This window comes from Nostocoides jenkinsii Ben 74 (assembly GCF_001046875.1).
Taxonomy (GTDB): Bacteria; Actinomycetota; Actinomycetes; order Actinomycetales; family Dermatophilaceae; genus Nostocoides_A; species Nostocoides_A jenkinsii.
Genome location: NZ_HF571038.1, coordinates 2,595,788 through 2,620,628, shown reverse-complemented (window position 1 = coordinate 2,620,628; position 24,841 = coordinate 2,595,788). Strand labels below are relative to the sequence as shown.

Genomic DNA, 24,841 nt, shown 5'->3' with positions numbered 1-24,841 from the left:
CCACGGCGGAAGTTGAAGGTTTACAGAGAGGACCTAAGGTGAGTCAGCGCTTCATCGTGACCAAAGAACACCGCCGCTTCACCGAGTTCGCCGACGCCGTGCGGCGCGGGCACACCATCGGCCTGTGCTTTGGCCCAGCCGGCGTGGGCAAGACGCTCTCCGCGCGCCGCTACGCCCGCTGGGACAAGGTCCACGACCTGCTGACCTACTGGGGACCGCGCTCCGACAGTGACGCGCAGGTCTACGCTGCGCTGGCCAAGAGCCGCACCGTGCTCTACACCCCCAGCGTGCTGACCACGCCACGAGCCTTGAAGGACGAACTCGACCAGGTCATCACCCGCACCAACATCTGCATCGAGCAGCACCTCGCGCCGGCCGGGCAGGTCACGCCAGAGACGCGCGGATGGCGCCACAGCAGGAACTACGTGGAGCTGGTCATCGTCGATGAGTCCGAACGCCTCCGCCCCACCGCAATGGAACTGCTGCGCGATCGCTACGACCGAGAAAACCTTGCCCTCATCCTGATCGGCATGCCCGGTCTGGAGAAGCAGTTCAGCCACTATCCCCAGTTCTACAGCCGCGTCGGCTTCGCCCACCAGTACCGGCCCCTGGGCAAGGAGGAACTGCTCTTCGTCCTGCAACGGCATTGGCGCGCCCTCGGTAAGATCCTCGACCCAGAGGACTTCACCGACGCCCAAGCCATCGCCGCCATCGCCCGGATCACCCGAGGTAACTTCCGGCTTCTGGAACGACTCTTCCCCCAGATCGAGCGCGTCCTGAAGATCAACGAACTCGACACCATCACCAACGACGTCATCGAAGCCGCCGCCAGCACTCTCGTCATCGGCGTCAGTTGACCGGGGCCCGCCACATATCACCTACAGAACCCCGCCATTTAACGGCGCAAGCCACACTGCGACTCTGGCCGGTGACCGTATGACCCGCCCGGCGAGGTGTTCCGGTGACGGGGCCCTATACGAACGAGCGCGTTCAGACCGGCCCCACGATCCGCCACCATGCATCTACTGAGGCTGGTTCGGCATCCATTGCTCCGAGACCCTCCGTGAGCACAAGGGACGGCTGCTTTGCACGGTCGCCCCTGAACACGCCGTTTGCGCAATGTGCTCAGCAGGCGGACGCGCAATCTTCAGTGCATCTCGACATCTGATGTCGAGATGGGGGCTACTTTTCATGAACCGCTACCTATGTTTCATAGGAGGGTCTGCGGCGTCTAAGCGAGCTCCTCGAGCACTACGGAGCGATGGCATCTCTCCTCGTCCCGTTCAAAGCAGAGCAGCGCGACATGATGATCCTGTCGCCAGAAGGTCAGTTGCTTGAGAGCGGCCCGTGCCTCGGGAGTCCGCAGGCTCGCGCGATAACGCTCTCTCCCCACCTCCAGATCTGAACCGGCAAACAGTGGCCGGTTCTCCTTCGCGTTTCCGAGCGGCCGAAGATGCTCGTACCGCACCCCAACCTCCCCGAGCGCGTCACCAAGGCCACGCTTGCTGAAACCTTGCTTGCGGCTCAACGGAGTGAGGCGCACGTCGGCCACAAGATCGATCCCGGCAATTTTGACCCCCTCGACGAAGCCACCAATGTCGTAACCCTCATATCCGATGGAGGTCACTCGACTCGCTCGTGCCGGCAGCAGCCCATCGATGGTCATGCCCAGAGCATTGGCGATGTCGGCGATGCGGAAGACTCCAGGCTGAACGACGTGTCCCTGCTCGACCTTCCACAGCGACTCAAGTCCCACGCCAGCATCGGCTGCCAGGCGTTCCTGAGTCATGCCCCGCTCCCGACGCGCGTACGCGATGCGGGAGCCGAGTACCTGGCTGCGGGACACATGCGTGGAAGACTTGGGGCTCACAGTGGTAGTAAAGCATTACGACCGTACCGGATTCGGACTCGGTCCGCCGAAAAGGAGCCATGAGCCCCGTCGGGTCAGGTCTGGCGCCGGGGCAGGGTGACCACGAAGGTCGCCCCTTGCCCTGGGCCTTGGCTCAGGGCCTGGATGGTTCCGTGGTGGGCGTCGATGATGGCTTTGCTGATGGTCAGGCCGATGCCGGATCCGGAGTGGTCGCGGCTTCGGGCGGCGTCGCCTCGGTAGAACCGTTCGAAGACGTGGGGCAGGTGTTCGGGTGTGATCCCTTCGCCGGTGTCCGTGACGGTGATGTCGATCTCGTCGTCGACCTGACGTGCGGAGACTGTGACGATGCCGCCGGCGGGCGTGTGGCGCAGGGCATTGTTCAGGAGGTTGCTGAGGACTTGCCCGAGGCGTTGCCGGTCGATGTCGATGGTGAGTCCTGCGGCGCTGGTGGTGTCGACGGCGAGGTTGACGCCGGCGTCGCGGTAGCGGTCCCGGACGGCTTCGCCGGCGTTCCACAGCAGGTCCGAGACCGCGACCACTTCGGGCTGGAGGCTGAGCCGGCCTTCTTCGGCGGTGGAGACCTCATCGATGTCCTCGGCGAGGCGGGCGAGCCGGTCGGTCTGTTCGGTGAGGGCAGTTTGGGAGTCGGGGCCGAGCGTGACGACTCCGTCGTGCAGGCCGTCGTGGTAGGCGGTCAGTGTGGTGATGGGGGTGCGCAGTTCGTGGGCGAGGTCGGCGAGCATGCGTCGCCTGGTGTCCTCGATCCCTTGGAGGCGTTCGGCCATGACGTTGAACGCGTCGGCGAGGGTGTCCAGTTCGGTCCCGGAGCCGGTGTCGCTCACGCGGGTGGAGTAGTGGCCCCGGGACAGTTCGCGGGCTCCATGGGTGAGGTTGGCCAAGGGCGTGCGGATCCTTCGGGTCAGCAGCCATGTGACGATGCCGGCTGCCAGCAGGGAGATCGTCAACCCGGTGCCGAGTGCCAGGAAGGACGCGTCGCGGTAGGCCATCTCGATGTGGACAAGCTCCGGGGAGTTCTCGGCGTGGCCGGCTTCGAGCAGGTGCTGGTGGAAGATTGAGGGACCCAGCAGTGCCGCCACCAGGCCAGTGGTCAGCGCCCCGGCGATGAGAACGATCGTCTGTCCGGCGAGCAGCCGGCTGGCCAGGCCGCGGCCAGTGGTGAACCGTGTCGGGGGTGTCATCCTCTGCCCATTCGGTAGCCGACGCCGCGGACGGTGGTGATGTATCGGGCGGTGTCGGGGTCGTCGCGGAGTTTGCGTCGCAGGTGGGCGATGTGGACGTCGACCAGATGCTCGTCACCGACCCACCCGGCGCCCCAGACCTCCTCGATGAGTTGCCCCCGGGTGAAAGCCACCGCTGGACGCGAGGCCAAGGTGATGAGCAGGTCTCGTTCGGTCGGGGTCAACGCGACCGGCTCACCGCCGAGGTGGACCTCGTGACCGACGGGGTCGACGCGCAGGTTCCCGAACGACCAAACCGTCGCGTCTTTCTGGGCGTGGGCGCGGGACCCGGTGCGTGGACGCCGTAGGACGGTCTGGACACGGGCGACCAGCTCACGCACACTGAACGGTTTGGTCAGGTAGTCGTCGGCGCCGACGGACAGTCCGATGAGGGTGTCGATCTCTTCCTTACGGGCCGTGGTGATCAGGATGTAGCAGTCGGAGAAGGTGCGGATCTGCCGGCAGACCTCGATGCCGTCCAGTCCGGGTAGGCCTAGGTCGAGGATGACGACATCGGGTTCGTTTTCGCGGACGGCGTCCACGGCCGCGATGCCGGTGTGCACGACCGCGGTCTCGAATCCGGCGCGCGAGAGGTACGCCGCGACCATTCCGGCCAGCGTCCTCTCGTCTTCGACCACCAGGACGCGGCCGGTCGCGGCAGGGCTGGGCTGATCAGTCACGCCGTCCAGTCTGCCCGGCCTCCTCGTGCACCCCGCCCGATCCCCGCGCTCGATGGGGGCGATCTTCGTCAAACCTCAACCTCGCCACGACCGGATCGACGGGTCCTGCTGCGAGCGTGGCGCTCACGGGCCAAACACGGTGACCTGATCACGCTCCCATGGAAGGAAGCACCGATCATGATGTGGAACAACGGCACTGGCATGGGGTGGGGCATGTGGCTGGTGATGGGATCGGGGGCGCTGGCGTTCTGGCTGGTGGTCATCCTCGTGATTCGCTCACTGCTGCCCGACCGCACGAAGGACAACACGGCGCCGCGGACCGACCCGTTGACCTTGCTCAAGGAGGCCCTGGCGCGAGGCGAGGTCTCCGTCGAGGAGTACGAGCATCGCCGCCGCATCCTGTCCGACATTCACTGACCCCAACACCCTGACCAAGGAGCCACCTCCGGTGACCAACCCCCTGCTGTCTCGTCGCACCCTGCTCGTGGGAGGTCTCGGCCTCGCGTCCGTCGGCGCGTTGTCCGCCTGCACCTCCAGCGGTGGCAACAAAGCCGGTATGCCGTCGCGCACCTTTGGTGCCCCCTCGTCGGTCTCCCCGTCGGCCGGGCAGAAGGTGGTCGAGGCGAGCCTGACCGCCAGGCCGGCCACTCTCGATCTGGCCGGACGGCAGGTTTCCACGTGGGCGTACGGTGAGGCCGCGCCCGGTCCGCTGGTGCGCGCCACCGCAGGTGACTTCCTGCGCGTGACCTTGGACAACCAGCTCCCCGCCGACACCACCATCCACTGGCACGGCATCCGGCTGCGCAACTCCGCCGACGGGGTCCCCGGGTTGACCCAGGACCCGGTCAAGCCCGGGGCGAAGTACGTCTATGAGTTCACCGCCCCCGACCCGGGCACCTACTTCTTCCACCCGCACGTCGGCGTCCAGCTCGACCGGGCCCTCTACGCGCCGATGGTCATCGACGACCCCGCCGACCCCGGCAGGTATGACGCCGAATGGATCGTGGTCCTCGACGACTGGATCGACGGCACCGGCACCACCCCCGATGACGTCCTGAAGAAGCTCATCGCCGACGGTGGCACCACCAGCCCTGGCGGGATGGGCGGGATGGGCGGCATGGGTGGCATGGACCACGGGTCGATGGGCGGCATGTCGATGGGGACACCACCGTGGGGTGACGCCGGTGACGTCCAGTACCCCTTGTTCCTCATCAATGGGAAGCCGGCGACCGACCCGGACGTGCTGACTGCCACACCGGGCCAAAAGGTGCGACTGCGGGTGATCAACGCCGCCTCCGACACCATCTTCACGGTCGCGCTCGGCGGTCACCGGATGACCATCACCGAGACCGACGGCCACGCTGTGCAACCCGCCGAGGTCGACGCGTTCTACATCGGGATGGGTGAACGTTACGACGCGATCGTCACCGTCAAGGACGGCGTGTTCCCGCTCGTGGCCCGACCCTTCGGCAAGACCAGCGGCGGCCAAGCCGTCGCGCTGTTGCGTACCGGTTCGGGTGCGGCACCCGACCCCGGGGTCACGCCAGCTGAGCTGTCAGGGCAGGTCCTGATCGGGTCCCAGCTGCAACCGGCCGAGTCCTCCCGGCTGCCCAACAAGTCACCCGACGCGACCGTCGACCTGAGCCTGCAGGGGTCGATGAAGCCCTACCAGTGGGGCATCAACGGCGCGCCGTTCGGGCAGAACGAGCCCCTCACCGTCAAGGCCGGGCAACGTCTGCGGATCAACGCCACCAACATGACGATGATGACTCACCCCCTGCACCTGCATGGACACACCTTCGCGCTGCCTTCAGGCCTGCGCAAGGACACCGTTCTGATGGCCCCCATGCAGTCGTTCGCGATCGACCTCGACGCCGACAACGCCGGCGACTGGATGATCCACTGCCACAACATCTACCACGCAGAGGCCGGCATGATGATCGCCCTCAACTACGTCGCATGAGGACGCCACGAGGCAAGCGGCTGCTCCTCGCCGCAGCCGCCCTTGCCGCGAGTACGACCCTGACCGCGTGCGGCGCAACGGCCACCCCCGCCGGCTCCTCGACCCCTGCGGGCCAGACCGCAGCCCCAACAACCATGACGCCGCCCAGCTCGGTGACCGCTCCACCGAGCGCCAGCGCGAAACCCGTCGCCATCACGCACATCCATGCCATCGCCCGCGACCCCAGCGACGGCACGCTGCTCCTGGCCACGCACGAAGGGCTCTATGCGAAGGAGGCCGATGGCCTGACCCTGCGCGGACCCGTCATGGACCTCATGGGGTTCACGGTCAGCCCGGACGGAACCTTCTACGCCTCCGGCCACCCTGGCCTTGGGGCAGTCGACCTGCCGCAACCCCTGGGGTTGATTCGCTCCACCGACCGTGGCCGCACCTGGCAGGTCACCTCCCGCGGCGGGCAATCCGACTTCCACGCCTTGACCGCCGGACCCCAGATGGTCGTCGGCTTCGACGGCGCGCTGCGGACCACCAGCGACGGCAAGCAATGGGCCGATCGCGGCATACCCGCTCCACCACGGTCCATATCTACCTCACCCACCTCCGGCACCTTGGTCGCCACCACCGAGAAGGGACTGCTCCGCAGCACCGACCACGGCGCCACCTGGCAGACCCTCACCACCCCCGCCCTATCCGTCCTCACCGCTTGGGCCGACGAGTCCACCCTGGTCATCGCCACGACCGACGGCCGGCTGGCCACCAGCACCGACCAAGGCGCCACCTGGACCCTCGGCACACGCGTCGTCGGACCCGTCGAAGCGCTCTGGGCCGGCCGATCCGGCTCCGGCGAGGTGGAGGTCGTCGTCGCCCTGCACGACCGGGTCCTGCGCACCACCGACAACGGCGCGACCACCACCGACGCGCTTGCCTGAACCGGAAGTCTTGACCAGATCTGAACGCGACCGAACCCCGAGCGCCACACTCGGGCTCAATCCTGAAGTGACGGAGACGACCCCGCGTTTCCGCAACTCAACCACGGAGCCGACGATGACCTCGAACCCCCCCGACCATCACTACGCCGACTTCACGAGCCACGAGCCGGCGGCACCAACCGAGCGCCCCGCTACCCACCAACACGGACGCGGCCACGGCTGGCTCATGTGGCTCATGTGCCTGCCCATGCTCGCCCTCATCGGCGTCCTGATCGCCACCGGCACCCTCGGCGTCGGCGCCCTCCTGTATGCCGTGGGGTGCCTGGCCATGATGGCCATCATGATGACCTGGATGAACCACGCCGACCGCTCACGCTGATCGGGAACGCAACCCTGGCGTGCGTTCTTCTCTTCAATGGCCAACCAGCCCGCCTCGGTGAACACGTCGCGTCGGGCCGACCTTGACCAAACCTCAACACAAGGACAGTCTCGCGACAACGCGGGGAACGAAGGGTGGAGGACGTGTCCGTCGACACCCCTTCCATGTCCACATCCCAGGAGTCACCCATGCGCCAGCCCGTCCGACGCACCATCGCCGTGCTCGTCGCCGCACTGACCGCCGCCACTCTGTCCGCCTGCTCGACCACGTCGAACGACTCAGGCATGAGCGGCATGGACCATGGCGCCAGCCCGATGACCAGCGGGGGTTCGCCCGCTGTCACTGGCAGTTCCGCCGCCCGGACGGGCGATGTCATGTTCTCGCAGATGATGATTCCTCATCACGAGCAGGCCATCGAGATGGCCGACCTGGCGCTGAAGAACTCCACGGCCTCCCCCGAGGTCCGCACGTTGGCTGCCGACGTCAAGAAGGCGCAGGACCCCGAGATCGCGACCATGCGCGGCTGGCTGTCCAACTGGGGCGCGGCCCCAAGTGCTGGCGGAGGCATGGACCACGGCAGCGGCATGATGAGCAGCGATGACATGGCCAAGCTCGAGACGGCCCAAGGTGCCGACTTCGACCGAATGTGGCTGACGATGATGGTCCAGCACCACCGAGGCGCCGTCACCATGGCGCAACAGGTCCTCACCACGACCGACAACCCTGAGGTGAAGCAGCTCGCCGAAGCGATCATCAAGGCGCAGAACGCCGAGATCGCCACCATGCAGGGAATGCTCTGACGCTCTCCGACACCCGGACGCGCTCCCGCCCCCACCGACATCGGAAGGCTGCCATGTCCACGCACGAGCACGCGCCATCGTCCAGTCAACCCAACTCGGCCGTGACCGACCCTGTCTGCGGGATGACCGTCGACCCGGTCACGGCACTCAGCGTCGAAAACGATGGTCGGCAGGTCCACTTCTGCTCCGAGCGCTGCCGCGACCGGTTCGTAGCCGATCCGGCGAAGTTCACCCCTGGTGACGTCGGCGCTGAGTCCCACCAGGCCCGGGAGACCCCCGGTGTGCAGTCCACGGCCAGTGAGTGGACCTGCCCGATGCACCCGGAGATCCGCCGGCCGGGACCGGGACCGTGCCCCATCTGTGGGATGGCGCTCGAGCCGGTGGACGTGGCTGCAGAGGCTGGTCCGAGCCACGAACTGACCGACATGACGCGTCGCTTCTGGGCTGGGGTCGCCCTGACCATCCCCATCGTCATCCTCGAGATGGGACGCCACTTCATCCCCTGGCTGCACGACCTGATCCCGGGTCCGGCGGCCATCTGGGCGCAACTCGTCCTGGCCACCCCGGTCGTGCTGTGGGGGGGTTGGCCATTCTTCGTCCGCGGCTGGGCCTCCGTCCGCAGCCTCAACCTCAACATGTTCACCCTCATCGCCATGGGAACCGGCGTCGCGTGGCTCTTCAGCCTTGTCGCCCCCCTCGCCCCCCGGGATCTTCCCGAGTTCCTTCCGCGCCGCCGACGGCACCGTCGACGTCTACTTCGAAGCCGCGGCCGTCATCACCACACTCGTCCTGCTCGGACAAGTCCTCGAACTGCGCGCCCGGGAGCAGACCTCCGGCGCCATCAAGGCACTCCTCGACCTCAGCCCCAAGACCGCACGCCGACTGGCCGACGACGGGACCGAGAACGAGGTCCCCCTCGAGGACGTCCACATCGGCGACCGTCTCCGAGTCCGCCCCGGCGAAGCGGTCCCCGTCGACGGCACCGTCGAGGAAGGACGCTCCGCCGTCGACGAGTCCTTGGTCACCGGTGAGTCCATGCCCGTCACCAAGACCACCGGCGACACGGTCATCGGCGGCACCATCAACGGCAGCGGCGGCCTGGTCATGCGCGCCGAGAAGGTCGGCCGAGACACGATGCTCGCACGGATCGTCGCCATGGTCGCCGACGCCCAACGCTCCCGCGCACCCATCCAGCGCATGGCCGACAAGGTCTCCGGCATCTTCGTGCCCATCGTGATCGTCGTCGCCATCGTCGCGTTCATCGTCTGGGCGCTCGTCGGCCCCGACCCCAAGCTCGCCCACGCCCTCGTCGTCGCGGTCGCCGTCCTCATCATCGCGTGCCCCTGCGCCCTCGGGCTGGCCACGCCCATGTCCATCATGGTCGGCGTCGGCCGCGGCGCCGGCCTCGGCGTCCTGATCAAGAACGCCGAGGCCCTCGAGCAGATGGAGAAGGTCGACACCATCGTCCTCGACAAGACCGGCACCCTCACCGAAGGCCGACCCACCGTCACCGCCACCGAACCGGTCGGCGACCGCACCCCCGACGAGCTGCTTCGCATCGCGGCCGCCGTCGAGCGCGCCTCCGAGCACCCTCTCGCCCATGCGATCGTGGAGGCCGCCACGGCCAAGGGCCTGGAGATTCCGCCGGTGGCCGACTTCGACTCCCCGGTGGGCAAAGGTGTCACTGGCACGGTGGAGGGACACCAGGTCACCCTCGGCAGCGCGGACTTCCTCGCATCGCAAGGAATCGACACCACTGCCTCGCACGGTCACGCCGACCAGCTGCGCGGCGACGGGGCGACCGTCATCCACATCGGCATCGACGGCCAGGCTGCCGGCCTCTTCGCCATCGCCGACCCGATCAAGCAGACCACCCCAGCCGCGCTGCAGGCACTGCGCGAGGACGGCATACGGGTCGTCATGCTCACCGGCGACAACCGCGTCACCGCCCAAGCCGTCGCCCGCACCCTCGGCATCGACCAGGTCGAAGCCGAAGTTCTGCCCGACCACAAGGCCGACGTCGTCACCCGGCTGCGCAGTCAGGGGCGGATCGTGGCCATGGCCGGCGACGGCATCAACGACGCACCCGCCCTCGCGGCAGCCGACGTCGGCATCGCCATGGGCTCCGGCACCGACGTCGCCATGGAAAGCGCCGGGGTCACCCTCCTCAAGGGCGACCTCACTGGCATCGTGCGCGCCCGCCGCCTCTCCGAGAAGACGATGCGCAACATCCGCCAGAACCTGTTCTTCGCCTTCGCGTACAACGCTGCCGGAATCCCCATCGCCGCCGGTGTCCTCTACCCGGTCTTCGGGCTCCTGCTGTCGCCCATCATCGCCGCAGCCGCCATGGCCTTCTCCAGCGTCAGCGTGATCGGCAACGCGCTACGCCTTCGCGCCCAAGAGATCTCCTGACCGGCGGGCTCTTGCGTGAGAGACGCTGAAACACACCTCGCGCGATCCCCTGCAATTGGGTCGATCACGCAAAGTAGCCTGCACACACTCGTGCAATCCTCGCTGCATCTCGACATCTGATGTTGTCGAGATGCACTGAATCTTGTAAGAACGCGCGCTGATTCTAAGAATTAGCCGACGTTATGCACCCCGGGAGTGTCGTGGTCACAGCGTTATGGATCCGGCGGCTCGACGGCTGGCGCCCACGAGGACGTTCGGCTCCAGCGGTGGACTGCTGGTCGAGCGCCCTCAGTTTGTCGAGTCAGTCGACCTGTCAAGTGAGAGTTGCTCCACGAGGCGGAAGTCGCTTACTTCGCTGAATCGAAGGGCACGTCCAGGCTCTCGGTGGAGGACTCCCGTAGCCGAGACGATCCTCCGGTCCGTGTTGGCGACACCAGCGACGTGGTAGTCAGCGTCGTTCAACTCCAGGGAGATGTTCCTCGCCTTGTCGTTGTCTAGGGCGCGCAGCGTCACCCGGCCGACCTCGTCCTCCTCACCACGGTCGAGGCGCTTGACGTAGCCGATGATCGTTTGACGCCCTACGACCGGAGAACCCTTCAGGACCTCACCAACTTGCCGGATCGCCGGGGATGCTTCACCGGCGAGCATGACGGCAGTCGGTGCTTGGCGTACGGGGAGTCGATCGGCCCAGGCGAAGGCGACGTGCAAATCCGTGATGCTTGAGGTGTCGAGGGTGTTGGCGACAGCCTCGCAAAGCTCGGACGAGACACCCACACCAACGGCCTCAGTGATGCTGCTGGCGGCGGGCACTGTGGCGCCGTGCGTTAGGTCACGCAGCGCCGACAGGCCTTCGGCGAGCCTGAGCATTGCCCGCCGTGCGAACGGCTGATACTCGACGTCCTCGAAGAGGACAGCATCCTCGACGTCGTCTGGCTTCAGGAGCGGAAGACGACTGATAACCGGGACGATGTAGCTCCCCTGACGCGTCTGAGCCATCCGCACGCCACTGGCATGGAGGCGCGCGGCGTCAGGCACGCTGTGACCAAAGTAGCTGCGTGGCTGCAGCGCTGAGTTTGCTGAAGCCTGAATGGCTCGGCGCACGGACTCGATCAGAGTCGACGCATCCCCAAGCGGCAATGTGTCGTCGATCTGTCCAGACGCCCGGAACTCGGCGATATCTGAGCCCGCTTTGGCTACCGCGAGGAGCACGCCCGCGGGGTCGGTCCCCAACGTTCGTGAGAGGTTCGCCAGCATCTCCGACCAACGCAAAGGGAAGTCTGGGGAGGAGGCCAGAGTGGGGATCAGGACCTGGCTCTCTCCGCGTCGCCAGCTCTGCGCGACGTCGCCTAGGGAGCCAGTGCGAGTCCACCCGAGCCCCTTGAGCCACTCGGTCACGTCGTCCGGCACAATCGTCTGCGCAGTGAGCGCTTGGGTGGTCACGAGCTCCACCTCGCCGCTTGGGAGTCCATGAGCATGCGCATCGCCGTCGGGGTGAGCAGGTTCGTCAGTGGGACCTTCAGCCGGACTGTGGACTCGTTGGCTGTGGGAGGCATGCCAATGAGCGGGAGGAAGTAGGCCGACCGCGCAAGGTGGGTTCCATCCGCGTCCATTTGATGCCAGGTGTCAGTGTCATCCCCCACGATGACCACGGCCAAGACGCCGTAGGCCGAGCGTAGAGGCGAACGGAGAAGGTCGTATGTCCTGACGTCGAGATCATGCACCAGGTGACCAGCTTGAATCTCTGGCTTGCTGGTGGCCTTGAGCTGGAAGTCGATGCCGTGAAGGCCGTTGTTGACCGTCATGTCGACACCTCGTTCGTCATCGGTGACGATCTCATAGGTGAAGTCAGCAGCCGCCGCGGCCGCAATCAGCCACGCGCGACTGAACCGCTCCTTCTGCTTGGGTGAACCGTCCGCCACGGTCACCGGACCTTAGCCAATTGATCGTCGTCATGGGCTGCTTCGCTTGGTGCGAAGGTAGCGTCGCCCACCGACAACGGTCGGTCATGCGCAGTCATCACACCTCCCCTGGCAGCGCGCCTGGCCTTCGCCGATCACGCTCATGCCGGTGGCCGCCTCGACCACCGCTGGCTTGGTCGGCGCGAGCACGGCGTCCATGCGCCGCAGCACCAGCAGGGGGAGCATGACCGAGCCGTCCTCGTGCTGCTTGAAGCTGCCGCGCAGTTTGTCAGCGACCTTCCAGACGAAAGCGACCTTGTCCTGAAACCCCATGGGCGTCATCTGATCTATCCGTGGCCGTTAGCGAGGCTCGTTGCCGTTGGCCGGGCTCTTGGGCTGCCCGACCTCAGCCTCGAGCGTCGGGTAACGGTCCAGAGCCCACTGACGTCGGCTGATCTCACGGTTGAGTAACACGCCTAGCCTTGTGGTCATGGGCAGCTCCCGGAGCTCTTCCAGCCGTCGCACCTCCCATGCGAGGCGGGATTGGGCTCGCTCGAACTTGAGACGGCACTCGCGTGAGCAGAAGCGCTGAGGCCGGTGCCCTCTTGTGCCCTTGGCGGGGTACGTACATGGATTGCGGCACTTGGGATTGAGGCAGGGGTATGCGCCATTGGGGAGGTCGGACAAGCCCTCGGCGATCTGGAGCACTCGATCGATACTTGCGTCCGGCTCCTTGGCGAGGGCCGACTGAAGGGTTGTTGGCACGGATCCAGCCCGCTTCGTGTGGCGATGGTCAGTCGCGCTTGGTGTTGGTGTGTTCAAGCCTAGCCTCCTCCATGTCGTATCTATGCGACCCTACCCTTCGCAGACTGCATAGATAAGGTCACACGGTGTGACCTGCGAGAACGGGTCGCGCGGGGGTGTGAGACGAAGCACAGCAAGTCAGAGTGGACGATCTCCAGCAAGCAGGAATTGGAAGGATCGGGGACAGTGAATACTTACGGTCTGCCGAAACTAAGCAGAAGTGCTTGTATCAACTGGGCGTGGCGAGTAGGTTGGGCGCGGAGCCGTAGATCGAAGGCAGCGTCCGCACGCGAGTGAGGGCGCGCCAGTTCGCAGCTGGCACGCCCTCGGCGACGGTCCCGATGAATCTTGGACAGAAACGAAGGTGCCGTCGCGTGGACGAGTCTATTTCGCATGCCCGGAAACGGCCAGCCCCTGTGGTGCTGTGCCCTGAGCTGGACACTGAGTGGTTGTTCGACGTGGGTGCGGACCTGGCCGTGTGGCCGTGGCTGGAGCGCCCGGCCGTGACCCGTCTGCAGCGCACCCGCACCCCGAAGGTGAAGGCAAAGTCGGGGCATGTGCCGGTGTACGCGTATTCGGTCACGACTGGGACCCACCTGCACTTGGAGTCCGGGCTCGAGCATGACCTGGTCCGGGAGCTGGACCGCCGCGCTGACGTGACATGGCTCGTCGCACAGCCCTGCAAGCTGCGGCTGCCGGCCAAGCGCCGCGGCCGGCGCATCGAGCACACCCCAGACCTGCTCACCCAGCACGACGACGGCACCATTCGGCTCTGGGACGCCCGACCAGCGAGGCGACAGGATGAGGACTTCCGGCTGAAGGTCCGGCTCACCGCCGAGGCATGCGCGGACGTGGGCTGGAGACACGAGGTCTTCTCCGGCTGGTCCAGGGTCCGCCGGGTGAACCTGATGTGGATCCACGGCTTCCGCCGGCCGATGCCGTGGTACGCGGGCTCGCTGTGCCTGCTCCACGAGTACCTGGAGGGCGAGGGCACCGTCGCCGACGTCCTCGAGCTGGATGCCGGCGGAGGGCACGTCCTGTCTGCGATGTGGCACGGCATCTGGAGCGGGCAGATCGACTGCGACCTCGACGCCCCTATCACGCAGGCGACACGCATCGTGGTGCACCAGCCTGAGGCAGTCTCGGCGTGAGCAAGGCGGTCGAGCTCTACGTCGGGGCCCGAGTTCTGATGAGTTACGGCCCGGCGGTCGTGGTGGAGCTGGGCCGGCACGGAGTCACCGTCAAGGACGCTCTCGGGGAGAACCACTTCGTGCGCGCCGACAAGCTCGCCGTCACCGGCCTCGGCGACGATGGCCTGGACGCGATCCACCTGTCACTGCAGCCGTGGTGGAGCACCCTCACCCCGGCGATCCAGGACCGACATTCACGTCCTCGCCCTTGGCTGGATCTGGACGCGATTCACCCACGGCCCGATGCGCTCCAGCCCCTGGCCCCACATCCCCGACCGCGACATCCACGCCTTCGACACCCGCATCGACCCCGAGACGCGACTGCTGCTGCACGAGACCGGCCAACAGCTGCTCGCCGACGCAGACCTCCTCACCATCCCCGCTGGCCGCGCCACCTTCACTGGCGTCACCCGGAGGTACGGATGAGCCACCTCGAGCCCGAGCACGAAGACCTGGGCACCCGCGCCGCGCGGATGCTGCAGGCAATGGACGACACCCCCATCCCCGCGATGGACGCCACCTTCTACGCCCACTACGCCGAAGAGCTCAGGATGCTCGTCGAAGAGTTCCTCGCCGACCATCCCCCGGTGCCCGCCTCCGTGACGCGCGTGTGGCTGGTCTGGAACTGCCACGACATCGCCGGCTCCTACTCCACCGAGCACGCCGCCCGCGAGGCACGCGCCGACCTCCAACACCAGCTCCTGTGCCAGTACGGCCCCGACGCCGACCCCCTCGAAAGCATCACCATCACCACGGCACACGTCCCGACCGAATGCCTCGGCTCGCACCGGAGCCACCAGTGAGAGGCGTCAGCCGCGAAGTCCTGGCCCGCGACGCGGCCTGGAGCCTCGCCGACGGCAGCTGCAAAGACCTCACCATCGAATGGGCACGCTGGGAGGCCACGTATGTCGCGTCAGCCACCGCCGCTGCCCGACAGACAGCACTGGTAGAACCCGCCGCCGTCTGCGCTGCTTGCCCCATCGTGTCCGAGTGCGCCGACCTCGCAGAACTGTCCGGCTATACCGGAATCGCCGCCGGTCAGGGCTACCGCAACGGCCGGCTCGACCACGCCCGCCAACGTCACCCGAACCAGAGGAGAACGGCATGACCGAGCCGACCCGACCAGCTGGCACACCAGGACGAGCCGCCATGACTACATGGCACCTGCACCCCACGTTCCTGCGACACCTACACGATGCGCCCCGGGGCGTCCGTTACGGCGACCTCGAACGCGCCGACCAGCTCGACCAATGGCATCGTCAGCGGTGGCACCGGGACGCGGCCCTCGCCCGCGTCGACGAGCAGGCCGTGTATGCCGCGACGCTGGCCTCCTTCGACGGCACCGCGCTCGATCTCACCGGCCTCGACCCAGCCGACCGGCACTCATACCGCCAGATCGCCGCCCGCGGCTGGACCCCCGCCCACGGCACCCAGATCTGCCCCGCGTGCCTCGCCGAGACCGGTGCTTGGAAGGCCACTTGGCGACTCCTCCTCGTCACCGCCTGCACCCACCACGGCCTCGTCCTGGTCGCCGAATGTCCGTCGTGCGGGCGGCCGTTCCGCGACCAACGCCACTCCCACCTACGCCGCGTCGGCGCCGCCACGGTGTGCGGCAACCCCCTCGGGCAAGGGCCGGTCAAGCAGTGCCAGCGCGACCTCGCCGCCCTCCCGCGGGAGCCGGCCTGGCCGTCCATCCTGGCGACCCAGGCGCGAATCAACTCGGCCCTCACGGGTGAGCACGTCATGGTGCTCGGGCAGCTGGCCCAGCCCGCGGCATACCTGGCCGACCTCCGGCACCTGACCACGCTCCTCCTTCACCTGGCCGGACAACCCCGCGCGGACGGCCTCGCGCCATGGGTGGCCGACCTCGCGCTCGTCGCCGCAGACCGCACCTCGGCCCGCGGGCCACGCTGGGGCATGCGCCCACCCGACGACCCCGCCCTGCGCGGTCAGGCGTTGGCGACTGCGGATGCGATCCTGGCCGCCGACGACCTCGACACCGCCGCCACGCTGCTGACGCCGTGGACCGAGCTCACCCCGACGACGAACGACGGGCCGCTCGGCTGGCTGGCCGACCGCACCGTCATGACCGCGACCCTGACCCGCTTGGTCATGGCCGCCCGCGCCCCGCACCGGCGCCTGTCCCACCACCTCGACACCCCCGGACCCGACGGAGCGCGTATGCCGATCAACCTGCTCGTCATCCCCCAGGTCATTCCACACGCAGTACCTCGAGCACCTCGCGGGCGCGTCTGCCTCCGGCGAGGTGACCGTCCGCCTCTTCGCCTCCCTGTCACTGGCGCGGCTGCACCCGGACATCCAGTCCTGGGCTGCGGCCGCCGAAGCGCTGGGTATGCCCGGCTCGATGGGCGTGCGCTGCGCCCGAGCATGCACGGCGACCATGCTCGTTGCCGTCGACGAATGGAGGGCCGAATCTGGCGCGCCGGCGAGGAGTCGCCACGAAGGGACTACCGCGCCACCGAAGCCGGCATCCGGCACCGTCTCGGGACGAGACGCTGGTTCGACGAATGGGCCCGCCGCAATCGTCCCGGCACTCCATATGGCGCCTACGACCTCGGCCTGACATGGCAGTGGGTCCACGTCGCCCACGCCCACCTCGACCCATCACCCGCCTGGCGCGGGAGGAAGCCCACCGCGAGGGACCGGGCCCGCTACCGGCGGTTCGAGAAGTCCCTTGACGCCGGAGACAGCAGCTGGGTCTGGCTCGCGCCCTGCACGAGCGTGCGTGACTTGTCGAGGGCCGATCACAGGCGTCATCGATCCCGTGTGATGAAGGGTCGCGCCGTTACGCGCCGGACTGTGGTGCGCTCGAGTCGATCGTCCCGTCGGATGACTCGCCTCGGCGGAGCCGGTCGACCTGACGCTGTAGTTGCAGGTTCTCGGCTCGGAGCCGGAACACCTGCTCCACTCCGGCCAGGTTGAGCCCGGCGGCGAGAAGGGTCGTGATCTCCAGGACCCGTTCCAGCTCCTTGCCGCTGTAGCGACGGGTGCCGCCCTGGGTCCGCTGCGGCTCCAACAGGCCCTTCTGCTCGTAGACGCGCAGCATCTGGGGGTTCACCCCGGTCACCTCGGCCGCGACAGAGATGGAGAACAGCGCCCGGTCGCCACCGAGGTCAACCATCACGCACCCCCCTGTCATCTTCGTGGCCGGGCAGCGGGGTGACCCGCGGCGGGCCAGCCACGATCGGCGGGGAGTCAGCTCGCCCGACGTTCGCCCTCCACACCATCGGCGCCGCCCATCGCCCTGTGCCCGGCCAGAACCAGGGGATTCGGTCGGCAGCGTTCCCCGAACCCCCTGTACCGCCGCTGTTCCCCGGCTCTGCCGGGGTCGTCACTCGCACCGAGACCGGCGCCGTCCCGGTCCCGGCTGACAACAGTCGGTACGCCGCCGCGACCGCCGCGAACCGTTCAGCCGCCCCGGGGTCGTTCGAGACGTCAGGATGGCAAGCCCGCGCGAGCCTCCGGTAGGTCTGGGCGATTGCCTCCCGGTCGCTGTCAGTGGGGATCCCCAGCACACGGAACGCCTCGCTTCGGTGCTCGTCCACGCCACGCCTCCCCCCTGGACCGTCCCTCAGGACTTGTTGTGACTGTCACTTGACATCTTCCCACAGATGGAGACAATCTAAAACAGCAACATGAGATTATCTGAAGTCGAGCGTATGGAGTGTCGGCTTCAGAGCGACAAGTGAGGAGGAAGATCTCATGCTGATGCGCACCGACCCGTTCCGTGACCTCGACCGTCTCACCCAGGCCATGATGGGGACCCGCGCCCGCCCAGCTGTCATGCCGATGACGGCCTACCGGGACAACAGCTCGTTCGTGGTCCACCTCGACCTGCCCGGTGTCTCGGCGGACTCCATCGATCTGACCGTCGAGCAGAACGTTCTCACCGTGCACGCCGAGCGCAAGCCCCCGGCCGGCGAGACTGAGCGCGTCGTCGACGAGCGCAGCTATGGCGTGTTCAGCCGCCAGCTGTTCCTGGGCGAGACCCTCGACGCCGAGCAGGTAGCGGCGAGCTACGAGGCGGGCGTGCTCACCCTCCGGATCCCCATCGCCGAGAAGGCCAAGCCGCGCAAGGTCGAGATCACCGCAGGGGACTCTGCAAAGGCGATCAACGCCTGAGCCGAGCCACACCGTCCCTCGCACGCGACCAGTGCCCTCGGGAAGGAGGTCCGCCAGTCCTGCCGCACACGCACCATCCCGCGGCGGGACGCAGGAGAGCCCGCCGAAACGCGCGCAGCGCTCAGTTCGCGCCGCTCGCGTTCCGGCATGAAGGCGGGGTCCCCGCGAACCTTGAGAACCTAACCCACGCTCGACATCGCGCACTCATGCGCAGTCGGGCATCGTCGGCACGAGCCAACGGATTCGAGCAACCATGTACCCCACCAAAGACGCGCGAGAACTCGCGATCCTCCTTCGCATCAGCCGCGAGCTGGACATCATCGGAGACGTCACCGCCACGGTCGACAACCCCTCGGAACTCCTCGCCTGGGCGCTCATCCTCTCCAGCCCCCACATCGTTGCCTGGCGGGCCGGCGACTCCGGGCACCGCTACCTGCAGGTGTCAGCCCACCGCAGCAAAGCGCCGATCCGCGGCGACATCACCGCCGTGCTCCACTGCGAACAGCACCTCGACTATTGGCGGGCCCTCGACCTGGCCGACCTCACCCCCCATGACCGCCGCGAACTCGAGAGAGAAGCACTGTCCAGCGCTTGGGCAACCATGCCCCTCAGCCCCGAGAACTCAGGCCAAGCTCCGCCACCCCAACCACCGAGCCTGGACTCGGCATGACGCAAACAAAGGCAGGCCAAGGGCGCCGTGTACGAACTCCATGCGGCCAACTAAACCCGCACGCCGGCCACATGTGACACCGTCCGTCCCCGTCACGCTCGATGCTGCACGACTGTTCCGGAAGGCGCCGAACGAGCAAAGTACCCCTCACAAGATCACGCAATCTTGAGTGCATCTCGACAGTTCCGCTGTCGGTCCGTGCCGGAGCAGCAGGTCGACATCGCTCTGGATCGTTCACAAACGACCAAGCTTCGATTCATAAAACACGTGGTTATGAACTGGCTCCCGTTCGACCCCCGACGTTATGGGGTGGGGTGCTGCTCGGCCGACGGTCAGAGGCAGCGATGGGATGCTGTGGGGCGTGGATCACGCTGAGCTCACCCGCACAATCGACGCGACCTGCCGGCTGACCGGAGAGTTCGCGCTCCGTTCCGGTCAGCACGCCACCGAGTACTTCGACAAGTACCGCTTCGAGGCCGACCCGGTGCTTCTGCGCGCGGTGGCGGAGCACATGGTGCCCCTCCTTCCCGACGAGACGGATCTGCTCGGCGGTCTGGAGCTGGGCGGCATACCCATCGTCACGATGCTGAGCAGCCTGACGGGCATCCCCGCTGTCTTCATCCGCAAGGAGGCCAAGACGTACGGCACCTGCCGCCTGGCCGAGGGCGCGGAGGTTGCAGGTCGCCGCGTCACCCTGGTCGAGGACGTGCTGACGACCGGCGGCGCGGTGCGGGACGCAACCACGGCTCTGCGCGACCTGGGCGCAACAGTCGACGTCGTGCTCTGCGCGATCGACCGCAGCGGGCAGCCAAGCGGACCCGTAGGCGACATCGGCCTCCAGACACGCCCGGTCCTTACCAAGGCCGATCTCGACACCGTGCGGGCCATCGTCGCATCCAGGAGCGAGTGACGTATGCCGCTGACGAACCCCTGGCTTGCCGGTCCGTCCCCTGATCGGGAGCTTCCCCAAGACGTGCTCGAGGAGCGAATCCTCAACCTGCTCTCGGCCCACAACACGGCGGTCATCGCCACGGTCAGCGCCGACGGCAGTCCCGTCGCGACACCGGTGCGGTACTTCAGCCTCGGTTTCGAGATCTTCTACACCAGCTGGAACGACTCCGTGAAGTCGCGCAATCTTCGCCGCGATCCTCGAGTGTCGGCGGGCATCGTCGCCCCGCTGGTCGGGCAGGCCAGCAGCTGTGGCGCCCAGCTCTTCGGCACCGCACGAACCCTCGAGCGAGACGACCCCGACGCCGACCGCTACTGGGAAGCCGTGCGCTGGCAGGCAGACCACGTCGAACGCGGTCGCTCGATCGACGATCCACCCACCGATCCGCTCACCGTGATCACCCCGACCCGCATCCTCTACACCGAGCACTGGCTGCGACGAGATGGATACCGGCCCCGGCAGGTCTGGCGAAGAGCCTGACGCCGAGAGGCGAGGTGCGGCTTCGACTCTTGCACGACGTGCCGCAATCGCCCCTTTTGGAGTATGGCTTGTTCGCGTAAGGATCGCCAGGAAGCCAAGGGCCGCGGGGGTCGTCGTCCGGATTGCGGTAGACGGCATCGGCTTCGGCACTTCGAGGCAGACGGTTCGTGAACCAGATCCTGGCATCGCGCGCGTACACGTTGATGTGGTCGTGCCGCCCTGAGAACCGTCGCGCGTCGTTTCGCACGGTGTCTGACTTTTCCCATGCGATCGTGGCCACGCAGTTGTCTGGGCCGAAGACCTCGTCCATCAGGCAGCCCTTTCGGTGTTGCTAGGCATCGTCGAGGTGGACCCAGACCGAGCCATCCGGGGCCAGGAGGTCCCGGATCAGTAGCAGTCGCTCGCGCATGAAGGACAGCCACGTTGAGTGCTCCATCCAGTCGTCGTAATGCTCGAATGCTTGACCCGTGTTGAACGGCGGTTCCCCCGACTGTCTGCACGTGTTGGAGTGAGGCATCGACACGCCGACGGGGCCTCCTTGCTTCACATGAGGATCTGTATGAAACTTTCAGACATGGATTCACGTCTTGCTAGTATGGACTGCGGCACCGACCGCCCATCCCAGTTGCCGCCCGAGGGCATCACCTCGATGGAGTACCTCAGCTCGCTGGCTGACCTGGCCACGCGGATCGTCCGTCAACGCATCTCTGACCTCCCAGAGTCCAGAGGCGAGTGGGACATGATCCGCGCGCTCCTGACGCAGATGGTCGATGGAGCGGAGGGCAAAGGGGCACGAGAGTTACTCGCGCAGAACGGGATCCGCTGTATTGCCAAACCCTCGGAACGTGACCGCTTCTGGTTCACGATTCCAGGGTGCTCGAAGCCGGTGCACGTGGTTGCACGGCCGAAGGTGGCGCCCCCTCCTCCTGGGGGCCTCAAGGTCCAAAAAGAACTGGAGCTCAGCGGATTCGCCGAGGCCGTGGACGACACCGGACTCAGGCTCTTCATGTTGTGCGAGAAGGATCGCGCGGGCGTTGGGCTGACGTCAGTGACCCTGGCTCTGGTGTCCAACCCGCAAGCACGTTGGATCGTCGACGGAGTGGCGATTGTGGACGAGGTCCTGGTCTTCGCGGCACCGACGTCGGCTATGCGAGCAACGCCGATCCTGTCCGACGAAGACGAAGGTGTCTTCCGCTCAGCGATGACTCGTCGCGACGCGCCGGTGGCCGACGTCGACTTGGAGTCCCTCGAAGGGGAAGGGGTTGAGCCCGCGGCCGAGCCGAAGCAAATCGGTGAGACCGGTGCCTGAGACGTTCACCGTTTTCGGCGACAGGGTTCGGTGGGCCCGACATCTGCGCGGCCTCTTGGCGCGGGAGGTCGTCGACTCGCTTCCGGTCAGTTCGCCGACCTACTCACGCATCGAGAACTCCGACATGACGGAGGTCGATCCAGTCGTTGCGCACTCGCTCGCCCTCGCCTTGAGCACGCCGCTTGGATGGCTGAGCGCGCCTCCCCGAGCCTTCGCCACCTCAAGCGGGACGCAGTTCCGTGCAAACAGCCGAATGACGAAGGGGGCGCAACAGACCGTCACGTCCTGGCTGACGATGTACGCAGAGTTGCTCGCGACCTTGGACCGAGTTGTCACCCTGCCGCCGACCACGTTTCCGTTCCAGACCGTTTTGGATGCCGATCCCCGTGACGCAGCGCAGCATGTGCGTGCGACCTTGCGGCTCCGACCCGACCAGCCCATCGACCACCTGATCCGTTCCCTGGAGAAGCTCGGCGTCTTCGTCGGGGTGGTCGACTTCGAGGAGGAAACGCACCTCCGCAACCATGACGCGTCGTCGAGTTGGTTCAACCTGCAATCCGGCCGCGCTGCACCAGTCGTTCTCATCCGGCAGCACTCGTCATGGGAACGGGTGCGGTTCTCGGTTGCCCACGAAGCTGGGCATCTAGCCCTCCACCGACAATCCAGTGGCCCTAACCGCGAACAAGAGGCCACCGAGTTTGCGGCCGAACTCCTTCTCCCCAGTGCGACCCTTCGGGCGGAGTGGCCGCGGCACGTGACCGTCATGGGCCTGTTGGGACTGAAGGAACGCTGGGGCATGTCCATCGCAGCCCTCATCCAACACGGTTACCGCAACGAGCTCCTTGACGACGATCGTCGGGTGTCCCTCTTCAAGCAACTGTCGAATGGGCGTGACCCAAAGACTGGCGAACGCTGGCGGGTGCGTGAACCTGGCGCTACCTCGCGGACAGTCGAGCGACCTCTGCTCGTTGCCAACGCCATCGAGGTCGGGTTCGGGATATCGCCCGACCTGCAAGCGTTTCTCGGCGAGCTCCCGCCTGCACGATCGGGCGAGTGGTACTCGGAGTTCCTGCTGAACTTCGCAACGGGGTGGTCGAGGAGCATGCGCGCCCAGTTGGAGGCAGCAGCGACTGAGCGTCTGGACAACGTGCTTCCCTTGCGGCGCTAACCAAGACGACGCCGCCCCCTGCATCAGACTTGGCGGCTGGGGGCGGTGTCAGGCTGGGCGCGGCCTCGTGCCCGACCCAAGCTTACCGATCCTGATCTTCCATGAAACCGTCGGGCAGCGCTTCGAGCAGAGCCCTGACCGCGATGTCGTACTCGTTGAACGCGTGGGCGTAGAAGTGTGGCGTCATGTGGTCCGGCGACGCGTCCGCGAAGGCGCTCACGAGCTCACGGAGTTCTTCGAGGATGCTTCGGAAGTCTCCTGGCCGATTGCCGGGAGCGGGCGGTCGCTGGCCGGATCCAGGCTCAGTCGTTTCCATACTCGGGCTCCCAGTAGTCTCCGACGTCGGTTGTCGCCTCGAAAGTTGCTGGTAGGCCCGCGGAGTCGACGAGTTCGAAGGAGTCGAGCACCAGTCGACACCGGTCGCAGCTGAAGTACTCCGCGCCGACAGTGAGCTCCATCCATGAGTCGTAGTCGTCCTCGCTGACCTGCTCCACCTCGTGCTTCGCAGCCTCGACGTCCTCGCCCTCAAGTTTCCCGTCGGCGCCGCAAGCGGGACAATTGGTTGAACCTGAGTAGGAGAGCCCGGCGGAGAGATCGCCGGCCCGGTACTGAGCCCACTGCTGGGCCTCTGTCGCGCGCATCTGTCCGGATTGGTAGAGACCCAGGCGTTGGCGCGCCCTTTCGATCAGCATCTCGCGTCGGTGCTCGATGTTCTGCTTGTTCTTCGTGAGGTGGTCCTCAACGATCCTTACACGGTCGGAGCCAACCAAGTCCTCCAGGACGCGGTCGCACGCATTGACGAGTATGTGGGCCTGCGCCCAGAAGCGGGGCCACCAGGCGTCCGGGGGTATCGGCGTGAAGTTGGGGGCTGCGGCGTGAAGGTAGTCGTTCCTAGCGCTGGCGATGGCTTTGGACTCCTTCTCACTGAAGGGCTTGAACGCACGAGTGTGGTTCCCCCCGAATCGTGGAGGTTGTCTCTTAGGCGGCTGCTCTCGGGGTGAGGGCAGCGTTTTCGTAGTTGATGGGTGACATCATCAATGCGGCGCTGTGGCGGCGGTCGGTGTTGTAGAAGTTCCAGCACCAGTCCGAGACCACGGTAGCGGCTTCGGTGGTGTTTCGGAACTCGTTGCGGGAGAGGACTTCCCACTCGAGGCTGGAGAAGAACGCCTCCGCGGCCGCATTATCGAAGCACGATCCGACGCGTCCCATGGATTGGCGGATCCCGAGGTTTCGGCATGCGCGGGTGAACAGATCCGCGGTGTAGGTCGAGCCGCGGTCAGAGTGGAAAATGACCCGCTCTGATTCCTCCTCCTTCCAGATCGCCTCTTTGCCGCCGCGGACCGTTACGGCCATGGTGATCGCGGCCTTGGCCAGTTCCGCGTTCGGGTGCAGCGACGTCGCGGCCCCGATCAGTCGGCGGGAGTACAGGTCGATCACGGTGGCCAGGTACAGCTTCCCGGCCGCGGTCGGGATCTCGGTGATATCACCGACCCAGCGCTGGTTGACCGCGGTCGCGGTGAAGTCCCGGCGAATCAAGTCCGGGAACGGCGCCTTCGACTTATCTTGCTTCGTTAATCCGTTGCGGCGCTTGATCTTCCGAGCGATCAACCCTTGCCGGCGCATCGAGTTCGCGACCGTCTTCTCACTGACCGTCCACCCCTCCTCGCGCAGGTCGAGCACCAGCCGCGGGGACCCGTGCAACCCGCGGTGTTTGTCGAACATGACCTTCACCGCCCGGTCCATGGTGTCGCGGCGCAGGTCCCGCTTGGTGTACAGGCCGGTCGCGATGGCCGTCCGAGGTAGCCACTTGTAGAACCACGAGATCGAGATCCCGAGCAGCGCGCAGGTGAACGCGACGGGCACCTGGTAGTTGGTCCTCTGGTCGACCACGAAGCGTGCCACGCTCACTTCGTCGCCTCCTTCACCCACAGGACCACGGATCGCTTGAGGACATCACGCTCC

The 24,841-nt window shown here is 66.5% G+C and carries 29 protein-coding genes and 2 pseudogenes; 19 read left to right on the top strand and 12 right to left on the bottom strand.

Translation table 11 applies throughout. The features are described from left to right. Positions 1-38: 38 nt before the first annotated feature. Entirely contained in the window at positions 39-857 is an 819-nt protein-coding gene (locus BN13_RS12515) for an AAA family ATPase (RefSeq protein WP_048544689.1), read from the top strand. Between the two features lie 374 nt (positions 858-1,231). Here the strand turns inward: BN13_RS12515 and BN13_RS12510 are convergent, their stop codons facing one another. The 3 genes from BN13_RS12510 to BN13_RS12500 form a co-directional block, all read right to left on the bottom strand. Continuing rightward, positions 1,232-1,870 carry a DUF488 family protein, N3 subclade gene (locus BN13_RS12510; protein ID WP_235434036.1) on the bottom strand — a complete coding sequence of 213 codons (639 nt, stop codon included), beginning with the start codon at positions 1,868-1,870 and terminating at the stop codon, positions 1,232-1,234. 74 nt (positions 1,871-1,944) lie between these two features. Then, positions 1,945-3,069, bottom strand: a complete 1,125-nt coding sequence (locus BN13_RS12505; protein ID WP_048547338.1) for a sensor histidine kinase — start codon at positions 3,067-3,069, stop codon at positions 1,945-1,947. After that, positions 3,066-3,788 (bottom strand): response regulator transcription factor, encoded by a 723-nt coding sequence (locus tag BN13_RS12500; protein WP_048547336.1) that lies wholly within the window; start codon positions 3,786-3,788, stop codon positions 3,066-3,068. The genes BN13_RS12505 and BN13_RS12500 overlap by 4 nt, the downstream gene beginning before the upstream one ends. A gap of 177 nt (positions 3,789-3,965) precedes the next feature. Between BN13_RS12500 and BN13_RS12495 the strand changes: the two genes are divergently transcribed. The 7 genes and pseudogenes from BN13_RS12495 to BN13_RS12470 all read left to right on the top strand — a co-directional run bounded on the left by BN13_RS12495 (position 3,966) and on the right by BN13_RS12470 (position 10,268). Beyond that, on the top strand, positions 3,966-4,205 hold the full coding sequence (locus tag BN13_RS12495) for an SHOCT domain-containing protein (RefSeq protein ID WP_048547334.1): 240 nt from the start codon (positions 3,966-3,968) through the stop codon (positions 4,203-4,205). 31 nt (positions 4,206-4,236) lie between these two features. After that, a complete protein-coding gene (locus tag BN13_RS12490) occupies positions 4,237-5,751 on the top strand; it encodes a multicopper oxidase family protein (RefSeq protein WP_048547332.1) in 1,515 nt (504 codons plus the stop codon). Further along, positions 5,748-6,677 (top strand): F510_1955 family glycosylhydrolase, encoded by a 930-nt coding sequence (locus BN13_RS12485; RefSeq protein WP_048547330.1) that lies wholly within the window; start codon positions 5,748-5,750, stop codon positions 6,675-6,677. Before BN13_RS12490 ends, BN13_RS12485 begins: the two co-directional genes overlap by 4 nt. Positions 6,678-6,792: 115 nt before the next feature. Continuing rightward, positions 6,793-7,056, top strand: a complete 264-nt coding sequence (locus BN13_RS12480) for a hypothetical protein (RefSeq protein ID WP_048549135.1) — start codon at positions 6,793-6,795, stop codon at positions 7,054-7,056. A 188-nt stretch (positions 7,057-7,244) separates the two neighbouring features. Beyond that, positions 7,245-7,856: a DUF305 domain-containing protein gene (locus tag BN13_RS12475; protein ID WP_048547328.1), complete on the top strand. Its 612-nt coding sequence runs from the start codon at positions 7,245-7,247 to the stop codon at positions 7,854-7,856. A 53-nt stretch (positions 7,857-7,909) separates the two neighbouring features. Next, positions 7,910-8,203, top strand: a pseudogene (locus BN13_RS21020) (YHS domain-containing protein); the annotation flags it as partial. A gap of 337 nt (positions 8,204-8,540) precedes the next feature. After that, entirely contained in the window at positions 8,541-10,268 is a 1,728-nt protein-coding gene (locus tag BN13_RS12470; RefSeq protein WP_321162909.1) for a copper-translocating P-type ATPase, read from the top strand. 288 nt (positions 10,269-10,556) lie between these two features. Here BN13_RS12470 and BN13_RS12465 read toward each other — a convergent pair whose 3' ends face one another. From BN13_RS12465 to BN13_RS12455, 3 genes are all read right to left on the bottom strand, one after another. Beyond that, the gene (locus BN13_RS12465) at positions 10,557-11,708 is read right to left on the bottom strand and encodes a hypothetical protein (protein WP_157038577.1); all 1,152 of its coding nucleotides are present in this window, start codon (positions 11,706-11,708) and stop codon (positions 10,557-10,559) included. Then, on the bottom strand, positions 11,705-12,187 hold the full coding sequence (locus tag BN13_RS12460) for a DUF4365 domain-containing protein (RefSeq protein WP_162199961.1): 483 nt from the start codon (positions 12,185-12,187) through the stop codon (positions 11,705-11,707). Before BN13_RS12460 ends, BN13_RS12465 begins: the two co-directional genes overlap by 4 nt. An 84-nt stretch (positions 12,188-12,271) precedes the next feature. After that, entirely contained in the window at positions 12,272-12,508 is a 237-nt protein-coding gene (locus BN13_RS12455) for a type I restriction-modification system subunit M N-terminal domain-containing protein (protein WP_048547322.1), read from the bottom strand. Positions 12,509-13,428: 920 nt separating this feature from the next. Here BN13_RS12455 and BN13_RS12450 point away from each other — a divergent pair. The 5 genes from BN13_RS12450 (at position 13,429) to BN13_RS20370 (ending at position 17,103) form a co-directional block, all read left to right on the top strand. Beyond that, positions 13,429-14,121: a TnsA-like heteromeric transposase endonuclease subunit gene (locus BN13_RS12450; protein ID WP_235434158.1), complete on the top strand. Its 693-nt coding sequence runs from the start codon at positions 13,429-13,431 to the stop codon at positions 14,119-14,121. A gap of 282 nt (positions 14,122-14,403) precedes the next feature. Beyond that, positions 14,404-14,586, top strand: a complete 183-nt coding sequence (locus BN13_RS12445; protein ID WP_048547318.1) for a hypothetical protein — start codon at positions 14,404-14,406, stop codon at positions 14,584-14,586. Next, a complete protein-coding gene (locus BN13_RS12440) occupies positions 14,583-14,963 on the top strand; it encodes a hypothetical protein (protein ID WP_048547316.1) in 381 nt (126 codons plus the stop codon). Before BN13_RS12445 ends, BN13_RS12440 begins: the two co-directional genes overlap by 4 nt. Then, entirely contained in the window at positions 14,960-15,268 is a 309-nt protein-coding gene (locus BN13_RS19645) for a hypothetical protein (protein WP_048547315.1), read from the top strand. The genes BN13_RS12440 and BN13_RS19645 overlap by 4 nt, the downstream gene beginning before the upstream one ends. 41 nt (positions 15,269-15,309) lie before the next feature. Continuing rightward, complete coding sequence (locus BN13_RS20370) at positions 15,310-17,103, top strand: TniQ family protein (protein ID WP_162199959.1); 1,794 nt, start codon at positions 15,310-15,312, stop codon at positions 17,101-17,103. Positions 17,104-17,131: 28 nt separating this feature from the next. Here BN13_RS20370 and BN13_RS20640 read toward each other — a convergent pair. Both BN13_RS20640 and BN13_RS20970 read right to left on the bottom strand, forming a co-directional pair. Next, a pseudogene (locus BN13_RS20640) lies at positions 17,132-17,302 on the bottom strand (MerR family DNA-binding transcriptional regulator); the annotation flags it as partial. Next, the gene (locus BN13_RS20970; protein ID WP_407667895.1) at positions 17,295-17,696 is read right to left on the bottom strand and encodes a DnaJ domain-containing protein; all 402 of its coding nucleotides are present in this window, start codon (positions 17,694-17,696) and stop codon (positions 17,295-17,297) included. The pseudogene BN13_RS20640 and the gene BN13_RS20970, both read right to left, overlap by 8 nt. A 187-nt stretch (positions 17,697-17,883) precedes the next feature. On the opposite strand from BN13_RS20970, the gene BN13_RS12415 reads away from it, so the two are divergent. The 4 genes from BN13_RS12415 (at position 17,884) to BN13_RS12400 (ending at position 20,402) form a co-directional block, all read left to right on the top strand. Beyond that, positions 17,884-18,303 carry an Hsp20/alpha crystallin family protein gene (locus BN13_RS12415; protein WP_048547307.1) on the top strand — a complete coding sequence of 140 codons (420 nt, stop codon included), beginning with the start codon at positions 17,884-17,886 and terminating at the stop codon, positions 18,301-18,303. 253 nt (positions 18,304-18,556) lie between these two features. After that, entirely contained in the window at positions 18,557-18,973 is a 417-nt protein-coding gene (locus tag BN13_RS12410) for a hypothetical protein (RefSeq protein ID WP_048547305.1), read from the top strand. Positions 18,974-19,334: 361 nt separating this feature from the next. Then, a complete protein-coding gene (gene pyrE, locus BN13_RS12405) occupies positions 19,335-19,883 on the top strand; it encodes an orotate phosphoribosyltransferase (protein WP_235434035.1) in 549 nt (182 codons plus the stop codon). 3 nt (positions 19,884-19,886) lie between these two features. After that, positions 19,887-20,402 (top strand): pyridoxamine 5'-phosphate oxidase family protein, encoded by a 516-nt coding sequence (locus BN13_RS12400; RefSeq protein ID WP_048547300.1) that lies wholly within the window; start codon positions 19,887-19,889, stop codon positions 20,400-20,402. A 331-nt stretch (positions 20,403-20,733) separates the two neighbouring features. Here the strand turns inward: BN13_RS12400 and BN13_RS20635 are convergent, their stop codons facing one another. Continuing rightward, a complete protein-coding gene (locus tag BN13_RS20635; protein ID WP_157038727.1) occupies positions 20,734-20,919 on the bottom strand; it encodes a DNA methyltransferase in 186 nt (61 codons plus the stop codon). 42 nt (positions 20,920-20,961) lie between these two features. Here BN13_RS20635 and BN13_RS12390 point away from each other — a divergent pair, with 42 nt between their 5' ends. Further along, positions 20,962-21,711, top strand: a complete 750-nt coding sequence (locus BN13_RS12390; protein ID WP_162199957.1) for a hypothetical protein — start codon at positions 20,962-20,964, stop codon at positions 21,709-21,711. After that, entirely contained in the window at positions 21,704-22,879 is a 1,176-nt protein-coding gene (locus tag BN13_RS12385) for a helix-turn-helix domain-containing protein (protein WP_048547294.1), read from the top strand. Before BN13_RS12390 ends, BN13_RS12385 begins: the two co-directional genes overlap by 8 nt. An 82-nt stretch (positions 22,880-22,961) precedes the next feature. Here BN13_RS12385 and BN13_RS19335 read toward each other — a convergent pair whose 3' ends face one another. The 3 genes from BN13_RS19335 to BN13_RS12375 form a co-directional block, all read right to left on the bottom strand. Next, entirely contained in the window at positions 22,962-23,195 is a 234-nt protein-coding gene (locus BN13_RS19335) for a hypothetical protein (protein WP_157038575.1), read from the bottom strand. Next, the gene (locus tag BN13_RS12380; protein ID WP_048547292.1) at positions 23,182-23,649 is read right to left on the bottom strand and encodes a hypothetical protein; all 468 of its coding nucleotides are present in this window, start codon (positions 23,647-23,649) and stop codon (positions 23,182-23,184) included. Before BN13_RS12380 ends, BN13_RS19335 begins: the two co-directional genes overlap by 14 nt. A gap of 208 nt (positions 23,650-23,857) precedes the next feature. Further along, complete coding sequence (locus tag BN13_RS12375) at positions 23,858-24,787, bottom strand: IS3 family transposase (RefSeq protein WP_048546517.1); 930 nt, start codon at positions 24,785-24,787, stop codon at positions 23,858-23,860. Between the last annotated feature and the right edge of the window lie 54 nt (positions 24,788-24,841).

Coding starts and splice junctions, on each gene's coding strand:
- BN13_RS12495 (WP_048547334.1), top strand. CDS start 3,966: ATGATGTGGAACAACGGCACTGGCATGGGGTGGGGCATGTGGCTGGTG.
- BN13_RS12505 (WP_048547338.1), bottom strand. CDS start 3,069: ATGACACCCCCGACACGGTTCACCACTGGCCGCGGCCTGGCCAGCCGG.
- BN13_RS12440 (WP_048547316.1), top strand. CDS start 14,583: ATGAGCCACCTCGAGCCCGAGCACGAAGACCTGGGCACCCGCGCCGCG.
- BN13_RS12485 (WP_048547330.1), top strand. CDS start 5,748: ATGAGGACGCCACGAGGCAAGCGGCTGCTCCTCGCCGCAGCCGCCCTT.
- BN13_RS12415 (WP_048547307.1), top strand. CDS start 17,884: ATGCTGATGCGCACCGACCCGTTCCGTGACCTCGACCGTCTCACCCAG.
- BN13_RS12455 (WP_048547322.1), bottom strand. CDS start 12,508: ATGACGCCCATGGGGTTTCAGGACAAGGTCGCTTTCGTCTGGAAGGTC.
- BN13_RS12390 (WP_162199957.1), top strand. CDS start 20,962: ATGAAACTTTCAGACATGGATTCACGTCTTGCTAGTATGGACTGCGGC.
- BN13_RS12475 (WP_048547328.1), top strand. CDS start 7,245: ATGCGCCAGCCCGTCCGACGCACCATCGCCGTGCTCGTCGCCGCACTG.
- BN13_RS20635 (WP_157038727.1), bottom strand. CDS start 20,919: ATGCCTCACTCCAACACGTGCAGACAGTCGGGGGAACCGCCGTTCAAC.
- BN13_RS19335 (WP_157038575.1), bottom strand. CDS start 23,195: ATGGAAACGACTGAGCCTGGATCCGGCCAGCGACCGCCCGCTCCCGGC.
- BN13_RS12410 (WP_048547305.1), top strand. CDS start 18,557: ATGTACCCCACCAAAGACGCGCGAGAACTCGCGATCCTCCTTCGCATC.
- BN13_RS20370 (WP_162199959.1), top strand. CDS start 15,310: ATGACTACATGGCACCTGCACCCCACGTTCCTGCGACACCTACACGAT.
- BN13_RS12400 (WP_048547300.1), top strand. CDS start 19,887: ATGCCGCTGACGAACCCCTGGCTTGCCGGTCCGTCCCCTGATCGGGAG.
- BN13_RS12445 (WP_048547318.1), top strand. CDS start 14,404: ATGCGCTCCAGCCCCTGGCCCCACATCCCCGACCGCGACATCCACGCC.
- BN13_RS12480 (WP_048549135.1), top strand. CDS start 6,793: ATGACCTCGAACCCCCCCGACCATCACTACGCCGACTTCACGAGCCAC.